Origin of the sequence: Rhodocyclus purpureus (assembly GCF_016653115.1) — a bacterium.
Classification (GTDB): Bacteria; Pseudomonadota; Gammaproteobacteria; order Burkholderiales; family Rhodocyclaceae; genus Rhodocyclus; species Rhodocyclus purpureus.
This window is the reverse complement of sequence record NZ_NHRX01000038.1, coordinates 145,008-161,821: the sequence shown is the minus strand read 5'-3', so window position 1 is coordinate 161,821 and position 16,814 is coordinate 145,008. Positions and strand designations below refer to the sequence as shown.

21 protein-coding genes are annotated in these 16,814 nt (G+C 68.0%); 6 read left to right on the top strand and 15 right to left on the bottom strand.

Annotated elements, in window-relative coordinates:
* The 3 genes from CCR84_RS08175 to pufB (CCR84_RS08165) form a co-directional block, all read right to left on the bottom strand.
* Positions 1 to 235: photosynthetic reaction center family protein (locus tag CCR84_RS08175; RefSeq protein WP_201211236.1), on the bottom strand; the 235-nt coding region annotated here is incomplete at its 3' end.
* A 118-nt stretch (positions 236 to 353) separates the two neighbouring features.
* Complete coding sequence (gene pufA, locus CCR84_RS08170; RefSeq protein WP_201211235.1) at positions 354 to 584, bottom strand: light-harvesting antenna LH1, alpha subunit; 231 nt, start codon at positions 582 to 584, stop codon at positions 354 to 356.
* Between the two features lie 31 nt (positions 585 to 615).
* Entirely contained in the window at positions 616 to 765 is a 150-nt protein-coding gene (pufB, locus tag CCR84_RS08165; RefSeq protein ID WP_201211234.1) for a light-harvesting antenna LH1, beta subunit, read from the bottom strand.
* 550 nt (positions 766 to 1,315) lie between these two features.
* Between pufB (CCR84_RS08165) and CCR84_RS08160 the strand changes: the two genes are divergently transcribed.
* Positions 1,316 to 2,236, top strand: a complete 921-nt coding sequence (locus CCR84_RS08160; protein WP_201211232.1) for an SDR family oxidoreductase — start codon at positions 1,316 to 1,318, stop codon at positions 2,234 to 2,236.
* 37 nt (positions 2,237 to 2,273) lie between these two features.
* Here CCR84_RS08160 and CCR84_RS08155 read toward each other — a convergent pair whose 3' ends face one another.
* Positions 2,274 to 3,329: a carotenoid 1,2-hydratase gene (locus tag CCR84_RS08155; protein WP_201211231.1), complete on the bottom strand. Its 1,056-nt coding sequence runs from the start codon at positions 3,327 to 3,329 to the stop codon at positions 2,274 to 2,276.
* Between the two features lie 76 nt (positions 3,330 to 3,405).
* A complete protein-coding gene (locus tag CCR84_RS08150; protein ID WP_207186253.1) occupies positions 3,406 to 3,852 on the bottom strand; it encodes a DUF2269 family protein in 447 nt (148 codons plus the stop codon).
* A 212-nt stretch (positions 3,853 to 4,064) separates the two neighbouring features.
* Here CCR84_RS08150 and CCR84_RS08145 point away from each other — a divergent pair, with 212 nt between their 5' ends.
* Positions 4,065 to 4,757, top strand: a complete 693-nt coding sequence (locus CCR84_RS08145) for an NAD(P)-dependent oxidoreductase (protein ID WP_201211228.1) — start codon at positions 4,065 to 4,067, stop codon at positions 4,755 to 4,757.
* A 43-nt stretch (positions 4,758 to 4,800) separates the two neighbouring features.
* Here the strand turns inward: CCR84_RS08145 and pufA (CCR84_RS08140) are convergent, their stop codons facing one another.
* The 7 genes from pufA (CCR84_RS08140) to vapB all read right to left on the bottom strand — a co-directional run bounded on the left by pufA (CCR84_RS08140) (position 4,801) and on the right by vapB (position 10,160).
* Positions 4,801 to 4,974 (bottom strand): light-harvesting antenna LH1, alpha subunit, encoded by a 174-nt coding sequence (gene pufA, locus CCR84_RS08140; protein WP_201211227.1) that lies wholly within the window; start codon positions 4,972 to 4,974, stop codon positions 4,801 to 4,803.
* An 11-nt stretch (positions 4,975 to 4,985) separates the two neighbouring features.
* A complete protein-coding gene (gene pufB, locus CCR84_RS16705) occupies positions 4,986 to 5,147 on the bottom strand; it encodes a light-harvesting antenna LH1, beta subunit (RefSeq protein WP_201211226.1) in 162 nt (53 codons plus the stop codon).
* Between the two features lie 115 nt (positions 5,148 to 5,262).
* Positions 5,263 to 6,747: a chlorophyllide a reductase subunit Z gene (gene bchZ, locus CCR84_RS08130; RefSeq protein ID WP_201211225.1), complete on the bottom strand. Its 1,485-nt coding sequence runs from the start codon at positions 6,745 to 6,747 to the stop codon at positions 5,263 to 5,265.
* A 3-nt stretch (positions 6,748 to 6,750) separates the two neighbouring features.
* Complete coding sequence (bchY, locus tag CCR84_RS08125) at positions 6,751 to 8,235, bottom strand: chlorophyllide a reductase subunit Y (RefSeq protein WP_201211224.1); 1,485 nt, start codon at positions 8,233 to 8,235, stop codon at positions 6,751 to 6,753.
* Between the two features lie 2 nt (positions 8,236 to 8,237).
* Positions 8,238 to 9,221, bottom strand: coding sequence for a chlorophyllide a reductase iron protein subunit X (locus CCR84_RS08120; RefSeq protein WP_201211223.1), 984 nt, complete (start codon positions 9,219 to 9,221; stop codon positions 8,238 to 8,240).
* A gap of 304 nt (positions 9,222 to 9,525) precedes the next feature.
* Positions 9,526 to 9,927, bottom strand: a complete 402-nt coding sequence (gene vapC, locus CCR84_RS08115; RefSeq protein ID WP_201211222.1) for a type II toxin-antitoxin system tRNA(fMet)-specific endonuclease VapC — start codon at positions 9,925 to 9,927, stop codon at positions 9,526 to 9,528.
* Entirely contained in the window at positions 9,927 to 10,160 is a 234-nt protein-coding gene (gene vapB, locus CCR84_RS08110) for a type II toxin-antitoxin system VapB family antitoxin (protein ID WP_201211220.1), read from the bottom strand. The genes vapC and vapB overlap by 1 nt, the downstream gene beginning before the upstream one ends.
* Positions 10,161 to 10,331: 171 nt before the next feature.
* On the opposite strand from vapB, the gene CCR84_RS08105 reads away from it, so the two are divergent.
* Both CCR84_RS08105 and CCR84_RS08100 read left to right on the top strand, forming a co-directional pair.
* On the top strand, positions 10,332 to 12,014 hold the full coding sequence (locus tag CCR84_RS08105) for an ATP-binding domain-containing protein (RefSeq protein WP_201211218.1): 1,683 nt from the start codon (positions 10,332 to 10,334) through the stop codon (positions 12,012 to 12,014).
* A gap of 22 nt (positions 12,015 to 12,036) precedes the next feature.
* Positions 12,037 to 12,450: a secondary thiamine-phosphate synthase enzyme YjbQ gene (locus CCR84_RS08100; RefSeq protein ID WP_201211216.1), complete on the top strand. Its 414-nt coding sequence runs from the start codon at positions 12,037 to 12,039 to the stop codon at positions 12,448 to 12,450.
* A gap of 29 nt (positions 12,451 to 12,479) precedes the next feature.
* Here the strand turns inward: CCR84_RS08100 and CCR84_RS08095 are convergent, their stop codons facing one another.
* Together CCR84_RS08095 and CCR84_RS08090 are read right to left on the bottom strand one after the other, a co-directional pair.
* Complete coding sequence (locus tag CCR84_RS08095; protein ID WP_201211214.1) at positions 12,480 to 13,688, bottom strand: DUF2252 domain-containing protein; 1,209 nt, start codon at positions 13,686 to 13,688, stop codon at positions 12,480 to 12,482.
* 50 nt (positions 13,689 to 13,738) lie between these two features.
* Entirely contained in the window at positions 13,739 to 14,353 is a 615-nt protein-coding gene (locus tag CCR84_RS08090; protein ID WP_201211213.1) for an SOUL family heme-binding protein, read from the bottom strand.
* Between the two features lie 238 nt (positions 14,354 to 14,591).
* Between CCR84_RS08090 and CCR84_RS08085 the strand changes: the two genes are divergently transcribed.
* A complete protein-coding gene (locus tag CCR84_RS08085) occupies positions 14,592 to 15,053 on the top strand; it encodes a hypothetical protein (RefSeq protein WP_201211211.1) in 462 nt (153 codons plus the stop codon).
* A gap of 19 nt (positions 15,054 to 15,072) precedes the next feature.
* The gene (locus CCR84_RS08080) at positions 15,073 to 15,630 is read left to right on the top strand and encodes a hypothetical protein (RefSeq protein ID WP_201211209.1); all 558 of its coding nucleotides are present in this window, start codon (positions 15,073 to 15,075) and stop codon (positions 15,628 to 15,630) included.
* Positions 15,631 to 15,636: 6 nt separating this feature from the next.
* Here the strand turns inward: CCR84_RS08080 and CCR84_RS08075 are convergent, their stop codons facing one another.
* The gene (locus tag CCR84_RS08075) at positions 15,637 to 16,635 is read right to left on the bottom strand and encodes a helix-turn-helix transcriptional regulator (protein ID WP_201211207.1); all 999 of its coding nucleotides are present in this window, start codon (positions 16,633 to 16,635) and stop codon (positions 15,637 to 15,639) included.
* Positions 16,636 to 16,814 lie beyond the last annotated feature (179 nt).

Below are 16,814 nucleotides of genomic sequence, written 5' to 3'. Positions count from 1 at the left end.
CGAAGCCCAGCCCGTACTGCAGGTCAGGCGGCGCAATGCTGATCTGCCACAGGTTCCACGTCGGACCCCACGAGGCGCCCAGCACGATCAACGCCGTTCCCAGCAAGGCAAAGAAGGCAGCCGAAATCCCGAAAAAGCCCACATAGAAGGGACCGATCCAGAAGTCCAGCACGTCGCCCCCGAGCAGCTGGCCGCCGCGAACGCGGTATTTCCTCTCAAAACTCAACATTGCCATCGTTCGATCCTCCGATCGGGAGGCATGCCGGTGGCTGCCTCCTTATAGCGCTCCCGGAAACGAACGGAGCGAGCCATGAACCCGGCTCGCCCCGCCCGCTTCCTTCGGCAAACGACTCTTACTTACCGCCGACCATCACGGGCGCGGGCGTCAATGCGCCGGGCGCGGTGACACCATGCTGCTGTGCCATCGGGGTAAGGCCGGTGCCATTGTCGAACCAGTTGAAGCGCTCGGTGCTGAGCACGATGACGTGGATCAGGACGCCGAGCGCGCCGAGCCAGACCGTCGTCATGGCCAGCGCCGTACGCGGATCAATCACCTGCCAAAGCTTCCATTGGGGTACGGACATGTTTAACTCCTTTCAGACAGACGTCAGAATGCTATTGCAGCCAGGGACGCCACGCCCACACCAGGGCGTGCGCGAAGATCGCGACCACGGTAACGAACGCAAGCCCTTGGGTGTAAAGAGTTCCGAATTCCTGGGCTTCCTGCTCCGTCAGCCCGGACAGGGATTTCCTATCTTCAGCCATGTTTATCAACTCCTGATGGGCCTTGCGGCCGTTACCGCGCTTCCCGCGCGGCAGGGATTCCCGTAATCACCACGACAAACCATCTGGAAACACCATCCCGGAACTGCCGGCAGCGCCGCCCCGGACAAGCTCCGGGACTCTGCAAACCCGACGCCGAGCCGGCCAGCGAAACAGCGGACGTCGGCGTCAAGACACGCCACTTTCCAGAACTGCGGCACGGACCGCTGTGAGATGGTTTGCAGCGATTTGTGGTGTTTGTGTAACGACGTCCGCGCCAGTCTACTCCGCCGCTATCAAATGTCAACTCTGCCCCGGGAGCACCCTCGGGAGCTCGCAAAGCCAGCAAACGCGGGCATTACGAAGTTTTCCCGGGGTCCCGGAAGCGCTTCTGTGCGGGCCGGCAGGCGCCGAGCGGGCTTCTACAAAGCGCGATCGACTGTAACAGAGTTTGCCCGGCGCGGCGCTGCTTGCACGGCCCCTGCGCCCGGCTTACCATCGCCCGCCAGGCCTGCCTCGGCAGGCCGAAACCGCCTGTTCACCGGGAGTCCTCATGGCGCCAGCGAACCCGTTCACACCCTCGCGCCCGACCGGCTTCGGCCGCAACTCGACCGCAGAGGAGGTCAGCGCGGGGCTATCCCTGAGCGGCAAGACCGTCCTGGTCACGGGGTGCACGTCCGGCCTCGGTCGGGAAACATGCCGGGTGCTGTCGCTGCGCGGGGCACACGTCCTCGGCACCGGGCGCACGCTGGCGAGTGCCGAGGAGGCCTGCGCGATGCTGCCCGGCCGGGGCAGCGCCTACGCCTGCGACCTGGCCGACCCCGATTCGGTGCGCGCCTGCAGCGCGCGGATCCGCCACGACGGACACCTTCTCGACGCCATCGTCGGCAACGCGGGAATCATGGCGCTGCCGACCCTGCAGCAGGCGCACGGCTACGAACTGCAGTTCTTCACCAATCACGTCGGTCACTTCATGCTGATCACCGGACTGCTCGATCGACTGGCTGCGGACGGGCGCGTCGTGATGCTGAGCAGCCTGGCGCACGCCCAGGCGCCCCGGTGCGGCATCGACTTCGATAACCTGAGCGGCGAGCGCGGCTACAACCCGTGGCGGCAGTACGGTCAGTCCAAGCTCGCCAACCTGCTCTTCGCCAGCGAGTTGCAGCGTCGCTTTGCCGGCTCACAGCGCACGGCCTATGCAGTCCATCCCGGCGTCGCGCGGACAAACCTGGCCCGACACATGGGGCGTTCCGCACAGCGCTTCGTGGAACTGTTCGGGTCGCTCTTCCTGAAGGATGTTTCCCGCGGCGCCGCGACGACCGTCTTCGCTGCCGCGCACCCGCAGGCGCTGTCGCTGGCCGGTCACTACCTGGTCGACTGCAAGGCCGTCCGGCCGAGCCGGCAAGCCCTGGATGCCGCCCTCGCCCGGCGCCTGTGGGAAGTGACCGAGGAGATCGTGCACAGGCTGCCCTGAGCGCCGACGCTGCGCACGGACGGACGAGGCGCCGTCGTCAGTTGCCCGGCACCCGCGGGATGCGGAACGGCAGCAACACCTGCACCCAGCGTGAATCGAAGCGGTCGAGGCAGACGCTCTCGTGCATCGCGGTGACCGGCTCGCCGAGGAGGTGGGTCGACAGCTGCGAGCGGGTGTAGAACGGCGTGTTCTCGAGGTTCTGGGCGACGCGCGCTGGCTTGTGCGGATCGGCACGGGTGCCGCGCTTCATCCCCCAGGCCGTACCCGGGAGCTTCACATGCGGCGGCACCGGAACATGCTCGACGCCGCCGGCCGGATCGAAGCGCAGGCCGAGCTCGGTGCGCTGTCCGTCGCGCCGGATCGCGTCGTAGAGGATCGCGGTCCCACCGTCCTTCAGCTCGGCGCGCGACCACTCCCAGTAGCGGAAGGCCTTCTCCAGCGGCTCGCTGCCCCAGTTGGAATCGAAGTAGCCATGCCCCTCCCAGTGCAAGGACGGACGGTCGAGCTTGACCTCGACGCGCGCGCCCGGCGCGATCGGCGCCCAGCGATGACGTCCGGCGCCGTCGAGGAAGTACGGCTTGCCGGCGACCGTGCGCGGATACAGCTTGACCGTGCCGCGCATGCGCCGCGGGATCGGCACCGCGATCTCGTCGATGTGGATGGTGAGACAGGTCCCGTCCCAGTGCAGCGAACTCGGGCCGATCTCCAGGCGCTCCGGCGTGCGCCGCAGCGCCGAGCGCCCGCGCTCGGTCATGCACCAGCGCTTGACCCCGCCGTAGAGCGCGACGTTGAGCGAATTGTGGTTGAGCGGGTCGCTGTTGCGCCGCCGGCGCGCACCCGCGTAGTAAGGCGAGAAGCAGCTGCCGACCAGCGCGATCAGGGTGATCCCGTATTTCCCGTCGTCGCTGAAGGCATCGACGTACCACCACAGGTAGCCGCCCGGCGATACCGGCGCGTCGAACAGCGGCCCGACCCCGGGGATGCAGGTCGGCGCCGGCTCGTGCGCACTGCCGGCGGGTCGGGCGCCCGTCGCCGCAGCACGAACTTCGTCAGCCAGCGGCGAGGTGGGCGAGCGAGGGTCTACTCCGTGCATGAAGCCATCTCCGTGAGGGTGAAGGTCGCCGGCGCAGCGCCCCGGGGACGCTGCCCGGGGCGAGCGGGCGGAAAACTTACCAGAGGGCGGGCTTGTCCACCATCACCCAGAGGCCGACGCACAGGGGAACCGTCGACAGCAGCCCCCACACCAGCCAGGTGGCGCTGCCCTTGCGGTAATCCGCCGGCACTTCGCCGGTGATCGCGAAGTCGCGCGCCCAGGCAGCCTGCTTGATCTGGATCGGCACGAGGATCCCCAGCCAGACGGCGCCGGCCATCGCCATCATGATCTGCCCGACCAGCAGCCACGGCGTGTCGAGCGGCCAGCCGCCGAAGTAGACGGCGCCGTAGCCGCCGACGACCATCATGAAGCCGCCCGGCAGGGTGAAGGAAAAGTCGGTGACGGTCACCAGCCACTGCGCAAACGACATGATCTGCGGCTTGCAGGTGCGGTCGGCGAAGACTTTCCAGAGCGCGGTGACGGTGACGTTGCCGGCCATCAGCACCAGCCCCAGGATGTGCATGGTTTTGCAAAACTCGTACATGATCGCCGATCACCGCGTGCGCTAGAAGGCGCGGAGGATACCCAGCGCCACGGGCGCTGTAAAGGGCGCGCCGGGACGAGCGGGGAAGGCGGCCCGGCGCCGCCATCCTTGTGCTAAAGTCGGCGCCGGTCAAATTCGCTCATACCGACGCGCGCCGCGGGGCTCTGCGGCCGCCTATCAGGAGTCTCGTTTTGAAAGTCGTTGTTTTTGGCGCGAACGGCAGGACCGGGCGCGCGGTGCTGCTGAACCTGCTGGCCGCGGGACACGAGGTGACCGGCTTCGCGCGCGATCCGGAAAAGCTTCCCGAGTGGAAGGGACACGACTACACCAGGATCAAGGGCGACGCGATGAACCCCGCCGAGGTCGCCCGCGCCGTCGCCGGCCAGGACGCGGTTGTCGTCTGCCTCGGCGATTCGAGTAACCCGGTCGTACTGCGCCTGGGAATGAAGCGGAGCACACCGCGCAACATCTGCGAAGTCGGAACGTCCAACGTGATCGCCGCGATGCAGGCCGCCGGTGTCAAGCGCCTGATCTGCGTCACCGCCTACGGTGTCGGCGACTCGCGCGACAAGCTGTCGACGGCATTCAAGGTGTGGTACACGGCGCTACAGCTGCGCGAGCAACTCGCCGACAAGGAGCGTCAGGAGAAGGTGGTCAAGGCCAGCGGACTCGACTGGACGCTGGTGCAGCCGGTCGGACTGACCGACGGCGCCTTCACCGGGCGCTGGCTGGCGAGCACGAGTGGCGACCGGCGCAAGCGCACGATCAGCCGCGTCGACCTGGCCTGGTTCATCGTCAATGACGTCCTGCTCGCCGACGCTTACAAGCGCGAGACGGTGGTCGTCTCAGGCCTGACCATCCGCCAGGCCTTCCCGGACCATTAATACCAGGGGGCAGTTTGACTCAAACTGCCCCCATACTGCCCCCTCAGTCTTTGGCCTGCACCTTGCTCGGGTAGTCCGCCGCGGTGACGTCGTTCAGCCAGGTGAAGCGGTCGGCGTTATAGACGATGAAGTGCAGCAGGAAGGCCATCCCTGCGAGGAAGAAGACCAGCATCAGGATGACGGTGCGCGGGTCGATGATTTTCCAGAGTCGCCACATGTCAGGCTGCCTTACTGAAACCACGGGCGCCACGACCAGAGCAGGGCGTGGGCGAGGAGGGCAAGCGCGCTGAAATCGCGGAAGCTGCGCATGAAGGCGCTGTGAAAGGCGCGCGCTTCGTCGTCCGAGAGGCCGGACAGCGGATGATCGAGTTGTTGCTGTTCTTCAGTCACTGCCAACTCCCGAAGCTACGGTTCCGGCCTGCGGCCGGAAAGTGAACACTGCATTGCCGGCCGCTGCGGCTGGCTGAGAGACGCCGGGGAAGCGCCTGCCCCCCGGCGGGCTTGCCTAGGCTTGCAGCGCGCTGCCGGCTGCCGCGGTGAAGCGTTCGAGGGTGACACGCTCCTCGCCGGCCTGACGCGCGTCGCGCTCGGCACGGTCGCGCAGGCGCTTCGACGCCGAGATGCGCACCAGGAAGGGTTCGCGCTCGACCCTCTCGTTCAACGCGGCTTCGGCATCGTCGTCCCACGGCAGCGCGGCCTGCGAGCGCTTCGACGGCGTCGCGTCGACCTTGTCGAGGTCGGTACCGAGCGGCAGGATGTTGAACAGCGCGTCGAACAGCGCGTTGCAGTATTCCTGCACCAGATAGGTCGCCCCCGCGTAGCCCATGAACGGCGTTCCGGTAGCGCGACGGATGATGGCGCCGGGGAAAGAGGCCGGGATGTAGATCGCGCGGTTGCCGAGCTCGGCGTTGTACATGCGCTCGTTGTACGAGCCGAACAGCGCCAGCGGCGGCGTCGCCTTGAGCGCGGCACGCACCGCGTCGTTGTCGGTCTTGCCGCCGGGAACGCGCGCGATCGCGAACGAACACGGGATGCCGAGTTCGCCCTCGAAGAAGCGGCGGACGCCGCGCGTGTAGGTCTCCGAGGCAACGATTGCGAACGGTGCGCTGGCGAAGAAGTCCTGCGTCACGCTGCGCCACAGGTCCCACAGCGCGGCCAGCGTGGTGCGCTTCTCCTGCTCGATGAACGGCTGCGGGTCGAGTCCGGTGACTTCGCCGAGCTTTTCGAGGAAGGCGGTGGTCGAGAAGACGCCGAAAGGCGCCATCAGGTACGGCTTGCCGAGCGCCTCGCACAGCTTGCGCCCGAACTCGCGGTACATGCAGATGTTCACGTCGGCGTCGGCGAGCCTGGCGACGTCGTCGATGTGCGAGCCGAGCGGGAATACGAGGTTGATCTCGCAGCCGATGCCTTCGACCAGGCGCTTGATCTCGGCCAGGTCGGACGGCATGTTGAAGACGCCGTAGGACGGGCCGATGATGTTCACGCGCGGCTTGCGCGGGCTGGCAGAAGCAGTGGCAGAAGCGGCAGGCTTCTTGCGCGCAGCGGCAGCAGCCCTCGCCGCTGCCTTCTTCTCGCCGAACTGCGTCCACAGCCAAGTCAGCGCGCGGTCGGCGCACTGCCACTGGTCTTCGTCGATGGTGCGCGGCAGGAAGCGCAAGAGGCCGGCGCCTTCGGGCGTCACGCCGCCGCCGATCATCTCGGCGATCGAGCCGGTGACGACGACGGCCGGCAGCGACTGGTCCTGGGTCGCAGCCGCGCGGCTCATCGCGCCTTCGGTCCCGGTCATCGTCAGTTCGTCTTCGGAGAGGCCGGTGACGACGATCGGCAGTTCGTGTGGCGGCAAGGCGTCCGTGTAGTGCAGGACGGCGGTGACCGGGAGGTTCTCGCAACCGACCGGGCCGTCGATGACGACGCGCAGGCCCTTGATTGCGGAGAATACGTAAACGGCGCCCCAGTAGCCGCCAGCGCGGTCGTGGTCGAGGACGAGCATCGGTCAGTTTCCTATGGCGTCGGCGAGGTCGCCGCGGGCGGGAGGGGTGACAGGGGCGGCGACAGGCGCCGCCGGCTTCGCGGCCTCAACCTTGGCGGAAGGCGCGAAGAAGTTGATCATGCGGGCGAAACGGTCGCGACCACGCGTCTGCGCGGCGACGATCCCGGCGAGCGCACCGGCGCCGGCAGCGCCGAACAGCGGCCGTGCCGAGACCATGTTGGTGAAGTACAGCGCCGGCACACCGAGTTCCTTGGCTGCCTGCACCAGCGGCGTCGTGCCGAGCGCGAGGTCGGGACGGACTTCCTTCATCGCCGCGACGTCCTGTTCGAGCGCGGCACGGTACTGCACATGCACGCCGCGCGCGGCCAGCCACTCGCGGTCGGCCTCGCTCCACTCGGTGCGCGGCAGCGCGGTGCCGACGTAGGGCACTTCGGCGCCGGCCTCGATCAGGAGGCGTGCGACCAAGAGTTCGGAACCCTCGTAGCCGGAGACGGTGACGCGCGCGTTGATGCGGCTGCCGGCCAGGGCGCCGGTGATCGCCGGCAGCGCGGCCGCCTTGGCGGCGCCGATCTGCGACTCGTTGATGCCGGCGGCGCGGCCGACGGCTTCGAGCCAGGCGGCGGTGCCGTCGACGCCGACCGGGCCGGAACCGACGATCGGACGGCCGGCCGCGCGGAATTCACGAACGCTCGCCGTGTAGAAGGGATGCACCGCGGCGACGACGTCGCTGTCGAGCGCCGCGTACAGGTCGCGCCACTCGCGCGAGGGGACCTGCGGCGAGACGCCGAGCCCCATCGGCGCCAGCAGGCGTCCGGCAAGGACCGGGTCGACCGGGAACATCTCGCCGAGCAGGCAGACGCGCGGACCTTCGCCGAGATCGCCGCGCGGACGCGCGACCGGGCCGGCCTCGGCTTCGTGGCGCGCGTAGCGCAGCATCGCGCCGGCGAGGACGTCCTTCGCCTCGGCGTGCGTCGGCACGCCGAAACCGGGCACGTCGATGCCGATGATGCGCACGCCGTCGATTTCCTTGGGCAGCAGGTCGAGCGGCACGCCGGAAGCGGTCGGCACGCACAGGTTGATGACGACGATCGCGTCGTGCTCGGCCGGGTTGGCGAGCTTGTAGACGGCGTCACGGATGTCCTCGAACAGCTGGCCGGTGACCAGCGTCTCCGAGTTGAACGGGACGTAGCCGACGCTGCGCTTGGCGCCGTAGAAGTGCGCGGTGAAGGAAAGACCGTAGACGCAGCAGGCCGAGCCCGACAGGATGGTCGCCGTACGGCGCATGCGCAGGCCGACGCGCAGCGAGCCGAAGGCCGGGCACATCGTCTGCGGCTGGTCGTGCGGGCCGCGCGGGTAATCGGTGGCGAGGCGGGCGAGTGCGGCGCTCTGGCCGGCGGACCCGGCCGCCTGCACCGACTGCTGCAGGGTCGCGGCGCGTTCGCCGTGGCAGGACGCCGCCGCGGCGGCCGTCGTCGTGGAAGCACTCATGCTCACTCGCTTTCGTAGACGACTTCGAGCGACGGCTTGACGACGATCTTGCCGCCACGCATGTCTTCGGCAGTCGCCGGTTCGAGGACGATGTCGCGACCGGTCGCGTCGCTGGAGAAGAGGCCGAGCAGGCCTTCCTGCGAGAGCGGCGCCGGGCGCACGGGCGGCGCGTCGGCGACCTGCTGCGCCAGCGCCGCGAACAGCGGTCCGTACTGGCCGTCGGGCTTGGCGATGATCTGGTAGGCCGCGCTCTTGCGGCGGATGTCCTCGTCGGCGGGGATCTCGGCGAGGATCGGGATGCCGACCGACTTGGCGAAGGCCTGCGCCTCGCCGGTGCCGTCGTCCTTGTTGATGACGATGCCGGCAACGCCGACGTTGCCGCCGAGCTTGCGGAAGTAATCGACCGCCGAGCAGACGTTGTTGGCCACGTAGAGCGACTGCAGGTCGTTGGAACCGACGACGATCACCTTCTGGCACATGTCGCGGGCGATCGGCAGGCCGAAGCCACCGCAGACGACGTCACCGAGGAAGTCGAGCAGGACGTAGTCGAAGTCCCACTCGTGGAAGCCGAGTTTTTCGAGCAGTTCGAAGCCGTGGATGATGCCGCGTCCGCCGCAGCCGCGGCCGACTTCCGGACCGCCGAGTTCCATCGCATAGACGCCGTGACGACGGAAGCAGACGTCGCCGATCGTCACTTCCTCGCCGGCCGCCTTCTTCTTCGACGAGGTCTCGATGATGGTCGGGATGCTGCGCCCGGCGAAAAGCAGCGAGGTGGTGTCGCTCTTCGGATCGCAACCGATCAGGAGCACGCGCTTGCCCTGCTGCGCCAGCATGTAGGAGAGGTTCGACAGGGTGAAGCTCTTGCCGATGCCGCCCTTGCCGTAGATGGCGATGATCTGCGTCTCGCGCTTGCCCTCGCCTTGCGGCGCCGCCGTCGCGTCCATGCGCACCAGCGGCTGCGCGGTATTGTCCTGGCCTTGCGTCATTCACCCGTCTCCAATGGAAACCCGCGCCGGCGGCCGCCAAATACGACCGCATTGCCCGGGGGCATCTTTTAGAAGCGCGCAAGTTTACTCTGCGAAGGATGCCTGTCAACCTGAACACGGCGCCGCCGCGAAGCGCTCGCCGGGGAGAAAAACACTAATCTTCAGATGGTTATGACATTCGCCGGAGCATGGCAGGCAAGCCGTCCACAGGATCGATGCCATGCGAGGGGCAAACGGGCAGTCGGCAGCCAGTCGGGCTTGCCGAAGGACCACGGGAAATCCGGGTCACAAGCGAATTACCCCGTCAAACCACCCAGTTCGCCAGTTGCAGGGCCTCGACCCGCTCGAATTCACGCAGATTATTGGACACGAGCGTAAGTCCTTCGCTGCGGGCGTGAGCGGCGATGTGCAAATCGTTGACGCCGATGATCTGCCCTCGCTTTTCCAGCGCAGCCCGGATGCTGCCGTAGTGCTGCGCCGCCTTGGGGCCGTAAGGCAGCACCTCGAGGCGGCTGCAAAAATCTTCGACGACCGCCAACGAACGCCCCGGCGCATTGCTCTTTTCGGCGCCGTGCAGCAGTTCTGCCAGCGTGATCGACGAAATGGCCATATGGCCAGCATGCTCATTGAAGATCTGCAGGAGAGCCAGAGGGCGGCGCTTGATGACGTAAATGACGATATTCGTGTCGAGCAAGTAGCGCAGCATCACAGCGCCTCGCGCTCAGGCTGATCCTGGCTCGCGCGCACCTCCAGAAAATCGTCCGCAACCGGTGGCGTATCCAGAAAGAAGCTGTCCCAAGTCTGCCCTGCCGGCGCAATGATGCGCTCATTGCCACGCGCCCGGACATCGACCTTCTTCACACTGTCAGGAAAACGCAAGTCGGCCGGCAGCCGGACGGCCTGGCTGCGGTTGTTGGTAAAAACGGTGGTGAGCGTCATGGCGTCCTCTTCGAGAGCAACTGGATATAGCTGAAGTATATACCAATCGAGAAGGCTGCTCACGACGACGGCAGGCGCCCCCAAGGGAGCACCAGCTTCGCTATCATGGCGCGACGAATCTCACCGAAATCCGACCCAGGACGCAGCCTCCCAACACAAGGCAAGTCAACAATGGCCCGAGTATTCCCCGACGGCTGGCGCGAGATGCGCGCCAGCGGCGCCGCGGCGCGCGAACTGCAGACGCTGGCACTGCTCGCCGACGGTCTCAACGAGCGTTACGCGGTCTTCCACGGCGTGCACTGGACCCGCGTCGGCGAGGAGCGCTTCGCCGTCGTCGGCGAGATCGACTTCGCGATCGTCGGGCCGGGCGGCCACGTGCTGCTGATCGAGCAGAAATCGGGCTTCCTCGGCGAGACGGCGCAGGGGCTGGTGAAACGCTACCCGCAGGCGGAAAAGAACGTCGCACTCGATCTGGCGCGCACCGCCGATGCGCTGCGCGCGCGCCTGCGCCACTACTGCGAGGCATGCAGGAAAGCCGCTGAGGCACCGCCGACGGTCGACACCCTGCTCTACTGCCCCGACTACACGGTGCGCGAGCCGGGATCGGCGGGAATCGACCCGGCGCGCATCGTCGACGCGCGCCGGCGAGACCAACTCATCGACACCATCCGCCGCATCCTGCCGGACGAAGGTGAAGTGCTGGCGACGCGGCCGAAGATCCTGCGCTTCTTCAGCGACATGCTTGAACTCGTCCCCGAGGTGAACGCCGTCGTCGGCGAAGCGGAGGCGCTGTATACGCGACTCGCCGGCGGTCTCGCGTACTGGGCGCGCAAGATCGAGGTCGATCCGTTCCGCCTGCGCGTCGTCGCCTCCGCCGGCTCCGGCAAGACGCAGCTGGCGATGGCGGTCTTCCGCGACGCGCTGGCCGGCGGACGGCGACCGCTCTACGTCTGCTACAACCGGCCGCTCGCCGACCACATCGCTTCAATCGCGCCGGCAGGCGGCGAGGTCGCCACCTACCACCAGCTCGCCGACCGCATCAGCCGCACCACGGGCCACCCGGTCGATTTCTCGAAGCCGGGCGCCTTCGCGCGGCTGGAGGCGGTGCTCGACACCTTCAACCCGGCCTCGGCGCTCGACAAGTCACGGCCACACGACTGGCTGTTCGACGAGCTGATCGTCGACGAAGGCCAGGACTTCGAGCCCGGCTGGGCGAACAACCTGCTCCGCCTGCTGCGCCCCGGCGGTCGCGCCTGGTGGCTCGAAGACCCGATGCAGAACCTCTACGGCAGGCAGCCGGTGCCGCTCGACGGCTGGGTGACGATGCGCGCACAGACCAACTACCGCAGCCCGCGCGCCATCGTCGAGCTGCTCAACCGGCTGCTGCCGCTGGCCCCGCCCGCAGAATCCGGAAGCCCGATCGCCGGCGGCCAGGTCGACATCAGCACCTATCGCGACGGCGCCGACCTCGTCGCCAAGACCGTCGCCGCGATCACCCGCGCCATCGGCGCCGGCTTCCGCCGCCCGCACATCGCGCTCGTCACCTACCGCGGTCGCGAGCACTCGCAGCTGACGTCCTTCGAACGCCTCGGCCCCTATCCGCTGCGCGCACCGACCGGACGCTACGACCTCCTCGGCAGCCAGGAGACCACCGACGGCGACATCCTGATCGACTCGGTGCACCGCTTCAAGGGCCGTGCCGCGCCCTGCGTGATCTTCACCGAGATCGACTTCGCGACCCTCGACGAACGTGCGATCCGCCGCCTCTTCGTCGGCGCGACGCGGGCGACGATGCGTCTGGCGCTGGTCCTCTCGGAAAACTCCGCACGCCTGCTGCCGGCGGGTAGCTTATGAGCCTGCTGCACTGGAAACGAGCATGAGCGCACAAACGATCCTCTCCATCGCCACGCGCGGGCGCGGCTTCACCGAGATCACCGACGAAGTCGCGCACGTCGTGCGCGGCAGCGGCGTCAGGGTCGGCCTGTGCAACGTCTTCGTCCGTCACACCAGCTGCTCGCTGACCATCACCGAAAACGCCGACCCCGCGGTCCGCCGCGACCTGGAAACCCTCGCCGCGCGCTGGGCCCCCGACGGCGACCCGGCCTACCGCCACGCCGACGAGGGCGACGACGACATGGCGGCGCACGGGCGCAGCGTGCTCTCGGGCGTGTCGCTGCAGGTCCCGGTCGGCGACGGCAGGCTGCTGCTGGGAACCTGGCAGGGGGTGTATCTGTGGGAACACCGCCACGCGGGACACACGCGGCAGGTGGTGGTCACGGTGATCGGCTGAGCAGCCTGCGCCGGGCTCAGCGCGCGAATTCAGGGCCCGTCCTCGCAGAACGCCTGCCATTGCGCGCGCGTCAGTTCGCTCATCGCGTCGGCGACGTCCAGGACCTCCGCCGACCAGTCGTCGCCACTGGCGAACTCGGCGAGCGCGTCGGCACAGGCGGCGCCGGCACGCCCGGCGGCGCGCAGCTGGTCCCAGGCGAGGACCTGCCCGAGCGTGACGACGACTTCGCGCAGGCGATCGAGCTTGTGCCCCCATTCGCCGATGGCGACGCGATCCTCCGCCGGCTGCAGGGCGCGCAGGATGAACGGCGCGCCGTCGAGCTGCGCCGCAAACAGGAAGGCGTGGTCGACTGCCTGCAGGCGTTTCTGCACGCCGACGATGCGCTCGGCCTCGTCGGCCCAGCACGGCTGCCGGATGCCCAGTTCCTGCAGCCGCGGAACGAGCGCCGACGGACTGGCTTCCTTCAAGTCGAGCAGATAGTTGCCGTCCGGCGAGCCCTTGCCCTCGATCAGGATCACGTAGCGGGCAACGCCGAGGCTGCCGGTGCCGGCGATCCGCCGCCCGATATCGAGCACGCTGAAAAATCCGGGATCGGGCCGGGCGGCGGCGAAGCGGACCATGAACTCGCCGACACGACGCTGCTCGTCGTCCGAGGCCGGCAAGGTCCTGCCCCCGTCGAGCTTCAGCCGACGCCAGTCGCCCTTGCGCAGGGTGTAACGATCGAGGTGATCGTCGCGCTTGCGCTCGTGCAGGCCGGCGAGCAGCTCACGCACGAGTCCGCCGGCCGTGTCGCGCTCGACCCAGAGCGGCTTGCCGCGGATCAGCGCGGCGCGGTAGGCGGACAGGCAATCGCGGCTGACCGCCAGCGCTTCGCCCGGCGAGGCATGCAGCGCGTCGGCGCCGCAGCGCAGGCTGGTGAGCAGGCGGACGATGTCCCAGGTGCAGGGCGCCAGCGCCGCCTCGTCGAAGTCGTTGATGTCGAAGTAGACGAGCCGGTTGTCGGCCTTGTAGCTGCCGAAATTCTCGAAATGCAGGTCGCCGCAACACCAGGCCAGCGGCGCTTGGGTCAGCGCCGGACGATCGGGCAGCGCGTCGTAGAACAGATGGCAGGCGCCGCGCAGGAAGACGAAGGGGCTTTCCCGCATCTTCGCGAACTTCATCGCCAGCCGCTCGGGATCGCGGCCGGCGTTGTGACGGCGGATGGCTGCGGCGAGCGATTCCTTGGGCATTTGCTTCATGACGTTCTCGATAAAGGAGTGCGTGGGCACAGGGACCTCGTTACGCAGCGTCAGTCCACCTTCAGCCAGATCTCGTTGCGGCGCAGGAACCAGGGGACGAAGGGGGCGTTGTAGCGCGAGTAGATGGGGTTGCCGGTGGTGCGCAGGCCGGCGGCGGCGACGGCCTGCTGCAACTTCTGCAGGTGCTCGTCGTAGTTGGCCTCGGACCAGGTGCCCGAATAGCGGATGACGGCCAGGCGGCCCGGTACGACCTCCCTGAGCTTGACGCGCGCGTCGAGCGGCTCCGGCAGCGTGTCGAGCGTGAATTCGTCGGGCATCCTGAACTGGATGACGAAGCCGTCTTCGGCAGCGGCCTGCGTCACCGGCGCCGTCATCGCGATTTTGGTCGGCACGGGCGTCTGCGTGACCGGTGTCGTCATGGCGATCTTCTTCGCACCCTTGTTCTTGCCGAAAATGTAGCCGGCGAGGATGCGGAAGCCCTGGTTCCCGGCCTCGTCGGCGGGGCCGGGAACGACGACCTCGGCGACCAGGTAAGGCGCGTAGTCACGCACTTCGAAGTCGGAATAGCTGTGCACTACCGTGTAGCCGGGGTCCGCGTCGGCCCTGGCCAGCGGCATGGCAAGACCGAGACAGAGCGCGGTGAAGAGGGCGAGGAGACGTTTCATCGTGAGGAGTTTCCGTGCCGGTTGAGGGTCGATGGGCGACCGCGAAAGCCCGTCGCCAAGTGCTCGGACAGCGTATCGACCGGTATGTTGCTTCCAGATAGGCAAATCGCCTGCTGGCGGGGCGCTACGACTCCAGTCCCACGCGCTGTATAGTCGCACGGGATGGCAGCCAAAACGCGTATCTGAGCGTTCGCCGCTTGCCCGGCGCCAGTGGGCGGGCGGGGAGACGGGAGACGACATGGACATCGATGAGCAGATCGAGGCACTGGACTTGGCGCCGGTCGCGCGCGCGGCGGCCTATGCGCTGAAGCGGGCACGTCCGGCTGTGGAATTCACCAGCGGCCGGCGCAACGTGGAGGATCAGGCGCGCGCGATGGCCGGCAACGTGCTCGTCAATCGCCGCTGGATCGAGGAGACCTACAAGGAGAGCGCGCTGCGCCGCAAGTGCCAGCAGTGGGTGGACGAACACCCCGAGCGGAAGACGCGGGCAGAGATCGCCGAGGGACTGCTGTCGGTACTCACCGCCGCGAGCGATGCCGAACTCGGCAGCTTCAGCCGCCACCTGTCGGGAATGGCCTTCGACGTGCGCCCGGTCGAGGAGGATGCCGAGGCGATCAAGGCGAGTATCCGCGCGCTGCCGGGGCTGGACAAGTTCCTCGACAACGAGGGCGGCCTGGTGCGCTGGCACGCGCAGTTCTGATGCCACGGAGGCTCCGTCGATGAAGCGTTCGACCCGACTGGCGCTGTGCGGCGTCGCCGTCCTGCTGCAGGCCTGTTCCGTGCTCCCCGGTCCGGCCGCGACGCCCGCCACCTGCCCGGTCGTCGAGGGAACGCCCTCGCTGGCGGACGAAGCCGGCCTCCGGGAACTGCAGCGCCAGCTCGAACGCAGCCCGCTGTACGCGATCCCGGCGGCGGATGAAGGACTCGCCGCCTGCAGCATCCGGCTGCAGGCCGAGGGGGTGACGGTGCTGGAGTACCGCTTCCGGCAGGGTGGCTGGCTCAGGGTCACTGCCGACCCGCGCATCGAGTACCTCGAACAGAGCGCGAACTTCGTCCTGCCGGAAGGTGAAAGCGCCGAAGCGATCCTCGCCGGCGCCGAGCGTGCAGCCTTCGGCGCCGCAGGCTGCGCGATCGACTGGCAGCAGGCCGAGACGCGGGCGGGTTCGGGCGGCGTGCGCGAGACGGTCCATCGCGGGGATGTCTGCAACTGCCAGGCGATCATCCGGCGCGACGGCGAGGGTAAGCGCATCGGGCTGCTGCTGCGCAGCGCCTGCTGACGCGGTTCAGGCCGCTTCGGCTGCGTAGGCGGCGAGCGCCGCGCGCAATGCGTCTGCCACCGCAGTGCGCAGCGATTCAGGCGCCAGCACCTTGCAATCCGCTCCGTACTTAAGGATGTCGGCGAGCAGCTCGCGCTCGTCGGCGTAGGGAACCTCGAGGAGATAGCTGCCGTCCTCGGCGAACTGCCCCTTCTGCTGCCTGTGCCAGAACTCGTTCGCCACCCAGCGCGCGCGTTCCGGCGTGAAGCGCAAGCTCGCCCGCTGCCGCGCCCGACCGGCGAAAATCCCGTAGCCGGGGCCGAGAACGGCGTCGATGCTGCGCCTGGCGACCTCGCGCGCCGGCTTTTCGAGGACCTCGGCGCTCTCGATGGCGTCGATCGGAAAGCTGCGCAGTGCGCGGCGGGTGTGGCACCAGGCGTCGAGATACCAGTTCTCGCGGTAGTGCACGATGCGCTGCGGCGACACCTCGCACTCGCCCGCCTCGGCATTGCCGCGCGCCAGGCAATGGAGCAGCAGGCGCTTCCTGCGCAACAGCGCCGAGCCGACGCGCTCGAAATGAAAGAGCTTCAGCGCGCGCTTGTCGATGCCGACGATGAGCACGCGCTGGCGAATCTCCTCGGCGGCGTTGTCCTGCGCATGCACGCTGCCGAGCATGCCGTTCAAGCGCGCGATCAGCGGCTGCACGTGCGCCGACAGCATGCCGCCCGGCTCGACGTTGGCGAGCAGGTGCTGCATGGTCAGCAGCGCGTGGATTTCCTGCGACGAGAACCACAGCCCCGGCAGCTCGTACTGGCCGCCGAAGCGGGTCGACTGCGTCTCGAAACGGTAGCCGCGCTGGCGCGCGTCCCAGACGATCGGCGCGTTGAGCCGGGTGCGCATGTATTCGAGGTCGCGTTTCAGGGTCGCGCGGGAAACGCCGAGCGCCTCCTGCAGGTCGGCAAAGGGCACCAGCCGTCGGTCGTGGATCAGCTGGTCGATCTTGTAGAAACGCTCGGTGCGGCTCATCGTGTTGCGGTCTCGTTCTGCGAAAAGTTCTGATGGCGGGGCGGGAGAGGCGCGCTGCCGTCAGCCGCCCGGCGCGGATGCTACGCGTTGACCCGGGCAAAGGAAACGCCCGCAGGCGCCGGCGCCCGGCCGCCGTTGCCGGGGAGGCGGGCTGAAACATGGACAGCACATGAGCGATG